Annotated in this window: 11 protein-coding genes and 1 pseudogene; 5 read left to right on the top strand and 7 right to left on the bottom strand. The window is 74.9% G+C overall.

The annotated features are described in order from the left end of the window. Positions 1-120: 120 nt before the first annotated feature. Positions 121-1,263 (bottom strand): annotated as a pseudogene (gene rho, locus DKT69_RS35330) (transcription termination factor Rho); the annotation flags it as partial. A gap of 441 nt (positions 1,264-1,704) precedes the next feature. Here rho and DKT69_RS40780 point away from each other — a divergent pair. Beyond that, positions 1,705-1,833, top strand: a complete 129-nt coding sequence (locus tag DKT69_RS40780) for a hypothetical protein (protein ID WP_255420260.1) — start codon at positions 1,705-1,707, stop codon at positions 1,831-1,833. Then, positions 1,830-2,240: a tRNA (N6-threonylcarbamoyladenosine(37)-N6)-methyltransferase TrmO gene (gene tsaA, locus DKT69_RS35325; RefSeq protein WP_109805712.1), complete on the top strand. Its 411-nt coding sequence runs from the start codon at positions 1,830-1,832 to the stop codon at positions 2,238-2,240. The genes DKT69_RS40780 and tsaA overlap by 4 nt, the downstream gene beginning before the upstream one ends. A gap of 93 nt (positions 2,241-2,333) precedes the next feature. On the opposite strand, the gene DKT69_RS35320 is transcribed toward tsaA, so the two are convergent. Continuing rightward, on the bottom strand, positions 2,334-2,963 hold the full coding sequence (locus DKT69_RS35320; protein ID WP_109805711.1) for an MBL fold metallo-hydrolase: 630 nt from the start codon (positions 2,961-2,963) through the stop codon (positions 2,334-2,336). Beyond that, positions 2,960-4,048, bottom strand: a complete 1,089-nt coding sequence (locus tag DKT69_RS35315) for an S-(hydroxymethyl)mycothiol dehydrogenase (protein ID WP_109805710.1) — start codon at positions 4,046-4,048, stop codon at positions 2,960-2,962. The genes DKT69_RS35320 and DKT69_RS35315 overlap by 4 nt, the downstream gene beginning before the upstream one ends. A 146-nt stretch (positions 4,049-4,194) precedes the next feature. Between DKT69_RS35315 and DKT69_RS35310 the strand changes: the two genes are divergently transcribed. Further along, positions 4,195-4,614 carry a hypothetical protein gene (locus DKT69_RS35310; protein ID WP_109805716.1) on the top strand — a complete coding sequence of 140 codons (420 nt, stop codon included), beginning with the start codon at positions 4,195-4,197 and terminating at the stop codon, positions 4,612-4,614. 28 nt (positions 4,615-4,642) lie between these two features. On the opposite strand, the gene DKT69_RS35305 is transcribed toward DKT69_RS35310, so the two are convergent. The 3 genes from DKT69_RS35305 to DKT69_RS35295 all read right to left on the bottom strand — a co-directional run bounded on the left by DKT69_RS35305 (position 4,643) and on the right by DKT69_RS35295 (position 7,889). Next, entirely contained in the window at positions 4,643-5,932 is a 1,290-nt protein-coding gene (locus DKT69_RS35305) for an MFS transporter (protein ID WP_109805709.1), read from the bottom strand. After that, positions 5,929-6,591: a GntR family transcriptional regulator gene (locus tag DKT69_RS35300; RefSeq protein ID WP_109805708.1), complete on the bottom strand. Its 663-nt coding sequence runs from the start codon at positions 6,589-6,591 to the stop codon at positions 5,929-5,931. The genes DKT69_RS35305 and DKT69_RS35300 overlap by 4 nt, the downstream gene beginning before the upstream one ends. An 86-nt stretch (positions 6,592-6,677) precedes the next feature. Further along, positions 6,678-7,889, bottom strand: a complete 1,212-nt coding sequence (locus DKT69_RS35295; RefSeq protein ID WP_109805707.1) for a CapA family protein — start codon at positions 7,887-7,889, stop codon at positions 6,678-6,680. On the opposite strand from DKT69_RS35295, the gene DKT69_RS35290 reads away from it, so the two are divergent. Then, positions 7,888-8,766 carry a glycosyltransferase family 2 protein gene (locus DKT69_RS35290; protein WP_109805706.1) on the top strand — a complete coding sequence of 293 codons (879 nt, stop codon included), beginning with the start codon at positions 7,888-7,890 and terminating at the stop codon, positions 8,764-8,766. The genes DKT69_RS35295 and DKT69_RS35290 overlap by 2 nt on opposite strands. A 78-nt stretch (positions 8,767-8,844) precedes the next feature. After that, a complete protein-coding gene (locus DKT69_RS35285; protein WP_236648606.1) occupies positions 8,845-10,014 on the top strand; it encodes a low temperature requirement protein A in 1,170 nt (389 codons plus the stop codon). Between the two features lie 74 nt (positions 10,015-10,088). On the opposite strand, the gene DKT69_RS35280 is transcribed toward DKT69_RS35285, so the two are convergent. Then, positions 10,089-10,911: alpha/beta fold hydrolase (locus DKT69_RS35280; protein ID WP_236648604.1), on the bottom strand; the 823-nt coding region annotated here is incomplete at its 5' end.

Below are 10,911 nucleotides of genomic sequence, written 5' to 3'. Positions count from 1 at the left end.
GACCTGCGTCAAGCCCTCGCCGCCATCGACCACCACGTCGACGACTACATCGCCCGCGCACGACTCAAAACCGCAGCCTGAAAACCTGACTCAGTTGTTCAGATTCTCGAACCCAAGGATCTAGCCCCGGGATGAGGGGTCCAGCCGGGCGAGGAAGCGGTGGTTGTCCGGCGTGCCGGCGAGCTGACGGAGGAGCTGGTCGAGGGCCTGGTGCCGGTCCAGTGCGGACAGCGCGGAACGCAGGGCGCGCAGGCGGTGCAGCTCGGCGCCGCTGGCGAGCAGCTCTTCCCGCCGCGTGCCGGAGGGTCGGATGTCGACGGCTGGGAACCTACGCCGGTCGGCCAGCGACCGGTCCAGCCGCAGCTCGGCGTTGCCGGTGCTCTTGAACTCCTCGTAGATCAGCGTGTCGGCCGCGGACCCGGTCTCCACCAGGGCCGAGGCGATCACGGTCAGCGAGCCGCCCTCCTCGACGTTGCGGGCCGCGGCGAGCAGCCGCTTCGGCGGGTTGAGCGCGGCCACGTCGACGCCGCCGGAGAGCGTACGCCCGCCGGAGCGGACGGCGAGGTTGTAGGCGCGGCCCAGCCTGGTGAGCGAGTCGAGCAGCACGACGACGTCGTGCCCCAGCTCGACCAGGCGCTTCGCCCGCTCGATCGCCAGCTCCGCCACCGTGGTGTGGTCCTGCGGCGGACGGTCGAACGTGGCCGCGATGACCTCGCCCTTCACCGACCGAGACATGTCGGTGACCTCTTCCGGCCGCTCGTCGACCAGCACCACCATCAGGTGGCACTCCGGGTTGTTGCGGGTGATCGCGTTCGCGATCGCCTGCAGCACCATCGTCTTACCCGCCTTCGGCGGCGAGACGATCAGCGCCCGCTGGCCCTTGCCGATCGGCATGACCAGGTCGATCACCCGGGTGGTCAGGATGTGCGGCTCGGTCTCCAGCCGCAGCCGCTCCTGCGGGTACAGCGGGGTCAGCGTGTAGAACTCCGGCCGCCGCCGCGCCTCCTCCGGCTCCATCCCGTTGATGGTGTCCAGCCGGACCAGCGGGGCGTGCCGGCCCCGGCGCGGCTCACCGGTGCGTACCGCCCCGGTGACCAGGTCGCCGCGGCGAAGGCCGTACCTGGTGAGTTGGGACGTGGAGACGTGGACGTCGTCCGGGGTGGACAGGTAGCCGTGGACACGGACGTACCCCCGGTCGTCGTCGACGTCAAGGATGCCGCTGATCGGGGTCAGGGCGGTGGATTCGATGGTCATGGGGTGCCTTTCGGATCAGGTGGCCGCCCGCGGGCGACTGGCGTCCGCCTCGAGCGGGGAGGTCGGCGCCGGCAGGGCGGGCGGGGAGGGAAGGTCGGGCGTACCGGGAAGGGATGGCCTCGCGGGCCGGCCGGGCAGCGCCGTGCCGGGTCCGCACGTGCGGCGCACGGGCGACCGGCCGGCGGCGAAAGCGCTCACCGGGTGCGGAATGGCCTGGCCGGGAGACCGGCAGCGAGGTCACCGCAGCGCGGGACTCGCGGAATGGACACCCCGGGACGGTGATGGGCCGTGCGGAGTGGGTGAGGAAGACTCCGGGCGGCGTCGTCCGCCGGCATCCGGGTCCCTTCGCAGAGTAACCGGGCACGCCTCGACCGGCAAGCAAGTGACCCGGCAGCGCCCCGTTGGCGTCGGCGTTACAGTGGGCGCGCGGGAACCGGGAAGTCGAGGACAGTGACTGCCACTACCGTGGTCGGCCGGGGCCCGAGCATCGGGCACACCCGCCGCGACCTGGTCCCGGTGCACACCACCGCCGCCGGCACCACCGTCCGGCTGCACACGCTGCGGGAGGCCCTCGGGTGAACGACGACCGGTACACGCTGCGCCCGGTGGGTCGGGTGGAGTCGCCGCTGACCGACCCGGGCGTGGCCCCGAAGCAGGGCGACGAGGGGGCGCCGGAGGCCTGGCTGGTCTTCGAGGAGGGGATCGCCCCGGCGGTGCGCGACCTGCGTCCCGGCGCCGACCTGCTGGTGCTGACCTGGCTGGACCGGGCCCGGCGGGACGTGCTGGCGGTGCATCCGCGCGGGGACCGGTCCCGCCCGGAGACCGGCGTGTTCAGCACCCGCTCCCCGCACCGGCCGAACCCGATCGGTCTGCACCGGGTCCGGGTCCTCGATGTGGACGGGGTGCGGGTCCGGGTGGCGGACCTGGAGGCGGTGCACGGGACGCCGGTGCTGGACGTCAAGCCGGTGCTCGACGGCGAACGCTGACCCTCCCTCCCCGCTCCAGCGGCCGGCGGCACCGCGGGCCGCCCGCCGACCATGTCCTCCCTGGACCGGCGGGGCGGCGGGCGCGGTCGGCGGTCAGTGGCCCCGGGCGAGCCATTCGTCCAGGTGGGGCGCCTCGGCGGCGATCGTGGTGCTGTCGCCGTGGCCGGTGTGCACGACGGTCTCCGGCGGCAGGGTGAGCAGCCGGGTCCGGATCGACTCGATGATGGTGCCGAAGTCGCTGTGGGAGCGGCCGGTGGCGCCCGGCCCGCCGGCGAAGAGGGTGTCGCCGGTGAAGACCACGCCGAGGGCCGGGGCGTGGAAGGTGCACGCGCCGGGGCTGTGACCGGGGGTGTGCAGCACCCGCAGGGCGATGCCGGCCACCTCGACGGTCGCGCCGTCGGCCAGCTCGCCGTCCGGCGGCGTGCCCGGATGGACCAGGTCCCAGAGCACCCGGTCGGCCGGATGCAGCAGCACCGGCGCGCCGGTGGCCCGGGCCAGCTCCGGCGCCACGCGTACGTGGTCGTCGTGGGCGTGGGTGGCCAGCACGGCGACCACCCGGCGGGCGCCGACGACGCGCAGGATGGCCGCCACGTCGTGCGGCGCGTCGACGACGACGCACTCGGCGTCGTCGCCGACCACCCAGACGTTGTTGTCGACGTCGAAGGTCTGCCCGTCCAGGGAGAAGGTGCCGGAGGTGACGGTGTGGTCGACGCGGGCGGTCATGGGAAGACCACCACCGAGCGGAGCACGTCGCCGTGGTGCATCCGGGTGAACGCCTCCTCGACCTGGTCCAGGGCGATCTCCTCGGTGACGAAGGCGTCCAGGTCCAGTCGACCCTGCAGGTAGAGCGCGGTGAGCGTCGGGAAGTCCCGGCTGGGCAGGCAGTCGCCGTACCAGCTGGACTTGAGGGCGCCGCCGCGGCCGAAGACGTCGAGCAGCGGCAGCTCCACCTTCATCTCCGGGGTGGGCACGCCGACCAGCACCACCGTGCCGGCCAGGTCGCGGGCGTAGAAGGCCTGCTTCCAGGTCTCCGGGCGGCCGACCGCCTCGATCACCACGTCGGCGCCGAACCCGCCGGTGGCGGCGCGGATCGCCTCGACCGGGTCGTCCTCGGAGGCGTTGACCGTGTGCGTCGCCCCGAACTTGCGCGCCCAGTCGAGCTTGCGGGAGTCGGTGTCCACCGCGATGATCGTCGTCGCTCCGGCGAGGGCGGCGCCGGCGATCGCGGCGTCGCCGACGCCGCCGCAGCCGATCACCGCGACCGAGTCGCCCCGGCTGACCTGGCCGGTGTTCATCGCCGCGCCGAGCCCGGCCATCACCCCGCAGCCGAGCAGGCCCACCGCTGCGGGCCGGGCCGCCGGATCGACCTTGGTGCACTGCCCGGCGTGGACCAGGGTCTTCTCGGCGAAGGCGCCGATGCCCAGCGCGGGCGACAGTTCGGTGCCGTCGGTGAGGGTCATCTTCCGGGCGGCGTTGTGGGTGTTGAAGCAGTACCAGGGGCGGCCCCGGCGGCAGGCCCGGCACACTCCGCAGACCGCGCGCCAGTTGAGCACCACGAAGTCGCCCGGGGCCACCCCGGTGACCCCCTCCCCCACCTGCTCGACGATGCCGGCCGCCTCGTGACCGAGCAGGAACGGGTACTCGTCGTTGATGCCGCCCTCCCGGTAGTGCAGGTCGGTGTGGCAGACCCCGCAGGACTGGACGCGGACGACCGCCTCGCCCGGCCCCGGGTCCGGCACCAGGATGGTGGTCACCTCCACCGGCGCGCCCTTGCGCCGCGACACGACTCCCCGGACTTCCTGGCTCACGGTGTCTCCTTCGTTCGCGACTGTGATCACGCTCCCCCGCGAACCTACCGCCGGGCGCCGCCGGCGGCCCAACGCCGCTCGGCGGGTTAGCAACGCCCGTACCGGGTAGGCCGGGGCACGATTCTCCGGCACCGACGGGAGTGGTCATGAAGCTGACGCATGCGCCGCTGCGGGTCAGCATCGGCGCGTTCTTCCTGAATTCCGGGCTCAGCAAGCGCAGCCTGGAGGGCGAGGCCGCCGAGGCGATGCACGGCATGGCCGTGGGGGCGGTCCCGCAGCTCCGGCAGCTGGACGCCGCCCAGTTCGCCAAGCTGCTGTCCCGGAGCGAGATCGCCCTGGGCGCCGCGCTGCTCACCCCGTTCGCGCCGTCGTTCCTGGTCGGGCTGGGGCTGGCCGCGTTCGGCGCCGGGCTGATGCAGCTCTACCTGAAGACGCCGGGGCTGCGGGAACCGCACAGCCTGAAGCCCACGCAGGCCGGCACCCCCATCGCCAAGGACTTCTGGCTGGTCGGCGCGGGGCTGACCCTGGTGCTGGACTCGCTCACCCACCGACGCCTCCGCAGCTGACCGGGCCGCCGGCCCGGTGGGACCGCGGTCAGGCGGCCGCCGGGACCGGGACAGCGGCCCGGTCCGCCGCGTACCGACGGCGGGCGGCGTTGCGGTAGCGCAGCACCTGCACCGCGCCGAGGCCCCAGAGCAGGTACTGCACGGCGAAGGCCCAGCGGAACGCGTCCAGCGGCGGGGTGGACCGCCCCGCGGGAGTGGCCAGGTCGAGGACCACGCCGACGGCCAGGATCAGCAGGATCGAGGCGACGAAGCCCCCCACGTTGACGATCCCGGTGGCGCTGCCGATGCGGTGCACCGGGTTGAACGTGCGCGCGTAGTCGAAGCCGATGACCGAGCCGGGCCCGTTCACCGCGAGGACGACCACCAGGGTCACCAGCAGCCAGTGCGGCGCCCGCCCCGGCCAGGCGAGCACCACGGCCCAGACGGCGGCGGTGGCCGCGGTGATGGCGAAGACCACCACCGAGCGGCGGAACGGGTGCCGGGCGCACAGGTGCGCGATGACCGGACCGCAGACCAGGGTCGCCACGGTCATCAGGGTGAGCAGGAAGGCGGCGGCGGTGGGTGAGAGGCCCTGGCCCTGCACCAGGAACGGGTAGCCCCAGAGCAGCGCGAAGACCGAGCCGGAGAACTGGGTGACGAAGTGGGTCCAGAGACCGAGGCGGGTGCCCGGCTGGGCCCAGGCCGCGGCGAGCTGCCGGCGTACGGTGGCCAGGTCCGGGGCGACAGCGGCGGCGTGCTCGGCGTGCGGGGTGTCGCGTACCGCCGCGAGCACCAGCAGCAGCACGGTCGCGCCGAGCGCGGCCGCGGTGAGGAAGGCGGGGGTCCAGCCGGCGTGGTGCAGCAGCGCCACCAGGGGTACGGCGCCGAGGACCGCGCCGAGCTGCCCGACGGTGCCGGTGAGCTGCACCAACAGCGGGTTGCGCCGCCCGGGGAACCAGAACGCCACGATCCGCAGCACGCTGATGAAGGTCATCGCGTCGCCGAGGCCGACCAGGACCCGGGCGGCGACGGCGAGCCGGACGTCGGTGGCGACGGCGAAGCAGAGCTGCCCGGCCACCATCAGCGCCCCGCCGGTGAGCAGCAGCCGGCGGGAGCCGAACCGGTCGAGGAGCACGCCGACGGGCACCTGCATCGCCGCGTACACGGCGAGCTGGGCGACGGAGAAGGTGGCCAGCGCCGAGGCGTTGATGTGGAAGCGGTCGGCCGCGTCCACCCCGGTCACGCCGAGCGAGCTGCGGTGGAACACGGCGGCCACGTACGCGGTGAGCGCGACCGCGTAGACCCGGAGGGCGGGGTGGCGCACGGCGGCGACGCTCACCGCAGCCTCCGCAGCACGGTCGCGGCCTTGTCGACGTGGGCGCCGACGGCGTCGAGCCAGGCCCGCAGGTCGTCGCCGTCGAGGGCGGCGAGCTGGCCGGCGTGCTCGGCGAGGACCACGTCCGCCCAGCCTGGTGAGAGCCGGAAGCTCGCCTCGCCCATCCGCAGCTGCCGGTCGCGCAGCCGGTGGTACAGCTCGGCGAGGATCTCGTTGCCGGCGGCCTCGACCACGGTGGCGTGGAAGGCCCGGTCGGCTGCCATCAGCGCGGTCACGTCGCCGGCGGCGTGCGCCTGGCGCATCTCGGTGAGCCAGCGGGCCAGGTCGCCCTTCAGCTCGGCGCGGCGCGGCCACACCCGCTCCGCGGCGTGCAGCTCGACCAGCCGGCGGGCCTCGATCACGTCGGCGATCTCGCGGGCGGAGACCGGCCGGATCAGCGCCCCGCGCTTGGGGTAGAGCGCGACCAGCCCCTCGGCCTCCAGTCGGAGCAGCGCCTCCCGGACCGGGGTGCGGGACACGCCGGCGGCCTCGGCGATCTCGCCCTCGCTGATCAGCGAGCCACCGGGATAGACCTGCTCCAGGATCGCGCGCTTGAGGTGCCGGTAGGCCCGCTCGGCGGCGGACGGCGCGGTCGCGCGCGGCGAGGTCGTGGGATGCGTCATGTATCTATGGTGCCTCCCAAGACCGGATGACCGTGGCGCCTGGCGCGCGAAGGTGGCGCAGGCCACGTGCCGCCGGGTGAGCCGGGTCAGCCGGGTCGCAGCGTGACGAGGCCGTCGTCGCCGAGGACGAACCGGGTCCGGTACGGCGCGCCCAGCCCGTCCAGCAGCTCGGCCAGCCAGCGGGCCTCCTCCGGCCCCGCCGACTCCAGTCGCATGCGGCGCATCCGCACCGGGACGAGTCGCAACCGGCGCAGCTCGCCGCTGTCGGCGTCCAGGCTCGCCAGGTGCAGCAGCCGCAGCTCCGGCCGGTACGACTCCTGCCCGCCGATCCCCTCGTAGTCGTCGATCAGGTCGCCGCAGCCGTACAGGATGAGCCGTCCCCGGTACCGCTCGACCGGGCGCGGGTGGTGCGACGAATGACCGTGCAGCAGGTGCACGCCGGACTCCACCAGCCGGTGCGCGAACCGGACGTGCTCGTCCGGCACCTGGTAGCCCCAGTTCGACCCCCAGTGCACGGAGACCACCACCAGGTCCGTCGGCCCCGCCTCCCGGCCGATCCGGTCGGCGAGCATCCCCGCCGTGGCCTCGGACACCTCGGGCAGGTACGCCACGCCGGGTCGCCCGCCGGTCGCCGCCCACGGCGGGGGGACGCCGCTGGAGGGGGCGCCCACCGACCAGACCAGCAGCCGGCGGCCGCCGGCGAGGGGCACCCGCGCCGGCTGCCACGCCTCGTCCTCGTCCCGGCCCGCGCCGGCCGGCGTGATCCCGGCCCGCCGCAGGGCGTCCAGGGTGTCGCCGAGCCCCTCCGCGCCGAAGTCGAGGACGTGGTTGTTGGCCAGCGCGCAGACGTCGAGCCGGGCCGCGGTGAGGCAGGCGAGGTTGTCCGGGTGCATCCGGTAGTGGATGCCCTTGCCCGGGGCGTACTCGCCGCGGCCGGTCACCGCCGTTTCCAGGTTGACGATCCGCACGTCCGGGCGCAGCTCGTCGAGGAGGCGCAGCGCCGCGCCCCACGGCCACTGCGGCGGGGCCGGGCGGGGTACCGGTCCGGCGACGGACTCAACCAGCTCGACGTAGCGACGGGCGTCGGTGACCGCCGCTTCCCGCAGCCCGGGCGGCCCCGGCCGGGGCAGGATCTGGTCGACGCCGCGACCGGTCATCACGTCGCCGGCGAGCAGCAGCGTCACCTCGGCCACGGGTTCGTCTTCCCCGCCCCGCCGCTCCCGCACCTGCTCGGACCGGGGAATTGCGCCCGCTGCGGTCGAATGCGGGCCGGCGTCCCCGGGTACCTGGGCGGTCATGACTCCGGACCTGACGATCGTGGTGGCCACCCGCAACCGGCGGGACCAGCTCCTGGCACTGCTGCCCCGGCACACCGCCCCGGTGATCGTGGTGGACAACGGCTCGGACGACGGCACGCCGGCCGCGGTCGCGCGGGCCCTTCCCCACGTGCGGGTGGTCGAGCTGGGCCGCAACGCCGGGGCCGGGGCGGCCCGCAACGTCGGCGTGGCGCTGGCCGACACCCCGTTCGTCGCGTTCGCCGACGACGACTCGTACTGGGCGCCCGGGTCGCTGGAGCGGGCCGGGGAGCTGCTGCGCACCCACCCCCGGACCGCGCTGCTGACCGGGCGGGTGCTGGTCGGCCGGGCGGGTCGGCTCGACCCGATCTCGGCGGGGATGGCGCGGGCCCCGCTCGGCACCGCCCCGGACGCGCCCGGCCCGACCGTGCTCGGCTTCCTGGCCTGCGCGGTGGTGCTGCGTCGCGCCGCGTACCGGCAGGTCGGCGGCTTCGCCGAGCGGCTCGGGACGTATGGCGAGGAGGCGCTGCTGGCGATGGACCTGGCCGCCGCCGGGTGGCACCTGGCGTACGTCCCGGAGCTGGTGGCCCACCACCTGCCGGCGCCGACGGGTCGGGACCCCCGCGCCCGGCGGCGAATCGAGGCGCGCAACCGGGTGCTCACCGCCGCCCTGCGCCGGCCCGGCCGGGTGGTCCGCGCGGTGGTCGCCGAGACCTGGCGCGACCCGGCGGGGCGCGCCGGGCTGGCCGACGCCGCGCGGAAGCTGGGCTGGGTGCTGCGCCAGCGGCGGCCGCTGCCGGCGGCCGTGGAGGCGGACCTCGCCACGCTGGCCGCCGCGGAGATCGACGTCGCGAGGCCCGCGCCCGCGCCGGCCGGCTGACCGGATCCGGGCCGGTCGCGGGCGCCGGTACGGCTATCGTGTGGGCGCAACCGGCCCGCCCCGGCGAGGAGCAGTCCCGTGACCACCAGCACCGCGCGCTTCCGCTCCTGGTACCGGCCCATGCGGGGCCGCCGGCCCGACGAGCCGCACCGGACCGCCACGCCGCTGGAACTCTTCTTCGACCTCTGCTTCGTGGTGGCGGTGGCCCAGGCGTCCAACAGCCTGCACCACGACCTGGCGGAGAACCACCTCGGGCACGCGCTGGTCAGCTACCTGACGGTCTTCTTCGCGATCTGGTGGGCCTGGATGAACTTCACGTGGTTCGCCTCCGCCTACGACACCGATGACGACGTCTACCGGGTCACCACCCTGGTGCAGATCGCCGGCGCGCTGATCCTCGCTGCCGGCGTGCCACGCGCGTTCACCGACGCGGACTTCACCACCATCACCTACGGGTACGTGGTGATGCGGCTCGGCACGATCGTCAACTGGCTGCGCGCGGCGGCCGCCAACCCGGACCGCCGGGACACCGCGATCGCGTACGCGGTGGGGGTCGGCGTCGTCCAGCTCGGCTGGCTGCTGCGGCTCGCCCTGCCGGACGGCTGGGGCATGCCGGCGTTCCTGGTACTGGCGCTGGCCGACGTGCTGGTGCCGGTGGTCGCCGAGCGGCACGGCAAGACCGGCTGGCACCCGCACCACATCGCCGAGCGGTACCAGTTGTTCACCCTGATCGTGCTCGGCGAGGCGATCCTGTCCATCTCGGTGGCGATCCAGCGCGGGGTGGACGCCGGAAACCCGGAGCTGTGGCGGCTCGCCGCCGCCGGGATGGTGATCGTCTTCGCGCTCTGGTGGCTCTACTTCGATCGTCCTGGGCAGCTACCGCCGTCCCGCCTGCGCGGCGCGCTGTTCTGGGGGTACGGCCACTACCTGATCTTCGCGGCGATCGCCGCGGTGGGCGCCGGGCTGGCCGTCGCGGTCGACCACGACCTGCACGCCGCCCACGTCTCCGGCCGGACCGCCGGGTACACAGTGGCGGTGCCCGTCGCGGTATTCCTGGTCACCCTCTGGGCGCTGCACCTGCGCTGGAAGCGCGGCCTCGGGCTGGTGCTCTTCCCGATCGTGTCCTTGCTGGCGCTGGTCACACCCCGGCTGCCGGCGCCGGTGCCGGCGCTCGCCGCCCTGCTCTTCGTCCTGGTGGCGGTGACCCTGGTGCTGCGGCACCGCCAGGCCACCGACGTCCCCGCCTGACACGCGGCATCCCGCCGGCTGGCCGGCGGCCGTCCCGCAGCCAGCCGCGACCCGGCGCCGGCCCACGTGACTCGTCAGGGCCCGGCGGCGCCGGCCCAGAAGTCGCGGAGCAGCGCGTGGAACTCCTCGGCCCGCTCGATCTGCGGCATGTGCCCGGTATCGGCGAACAGATGCGTCCGTGCCCGGGGCAGCCGGGACCGGGCGGCGGTCAGGTGGGTGGCGGGGAGGATCAGGTCCCGGTCGCCCCAGACCACCAGCGTGGGGACGTCCAGCGCGGCGACCGCGTCGAGCAGCTCGGCGCGCCACTGTGGTCGTACGCCCCGCCAGGTGCCGAGGCCGCGGACCAGTTCCAGCATCACCCGGGCGGCGTGCGGCTGCCCGGCCACCGCGAGCGCGGTCGCGATCCGCTCCTCGGTGGCGTACGCCGGGTCGCGGAAGATCGCCAGCTCGGTGCGGCGGGCGATGGCCGGGTGGGGACGCAGCAGCAGCCGGCCGAGCGGGCGCAGCGCGAGCAGTCGCAGCGCGACGGTCACCTCACGGCCGAACCCGGCGCTGTTGACCAGCGCCAGGCTGGCCGCCCAGGACGGCTCGTCGGCGGCCAGCCGCATCGCCACCGCCCCGCCCAGGGAGTTGCCGACCAGATGCGCCGGCCGGTCGACGCCGGCCGCGTCGAGGAACTCCGCGACGGCCGCGGCGAGCGCCGGCAGGGTGTGCGGGGCGTCCAGCGGCGCGGAGCCGCCGTGGCCGGGCAGGTCGACGCTGACCACCCGGTGGTCGGCGGCCAGCAGCTCGTGCTGGGCGGTGAAGTCGTCGAGGGTGCGCCCGATGCCGTGCAGCAGCACCACGGCCGGCCCGGCGCCGGAGATCCGGCAGCGCACCCGCCGCCCCGCCACCGTC

This window comes from Micromonospora sicca, from assembly GCF_003172935.1.
Taxonomy (GTDB): Bacteria; Actinomycetota; Actinomycetes; order Mycobacteriales; family Micromonosporaceae; genus Micromonospora; species Micromonospora sicca.
This window is presented reverse-complemented; position numbering and strand designations above follow the sequence as displayed.

What these genes read in the sequence shown, in the direction of transcription:
- DKT69_RS35295 (WP_109805707.1), bottom strand. Translation starts at nt 7,889, where the DNA reads ATGACCGCCCAGGTACCCGGGGACGCCGGCCCGCATTCGACCGCAGCG.
- DKT69_RS35290 (WP_109805706.1), top strand. Translation starts at nt 7,888, where the DNA reads ATGACTCCGGACCTGACGATCGTGGTGGCCACCCGCAACCGGCGGGAC.
- DKT69_RS35310 (WP_109805716.1), top strand. Translation starts at nt 4,195, where the DNA reads ATGAAGCTGACGCATGCGCCGCTGCGGGTCAGCATCGGCGCGTTCTTC.
- DKT69_RS35320 (WP_109805711.1), bottom strand. Translation starts at nt 2,963, where the DNA reads ATGACCGCCCGCGTCGACCACACCGTCACCTCCGGCACCTTCTCCCTG.
- DKT69_RS35300 (WP_109805708.1), bottom strand. Translation starts at nt 6,591, where the DNA reads ATGACGCATCCCACGACCTCGCCGCGCGCGACCGCGCCGTCCGCCGCC.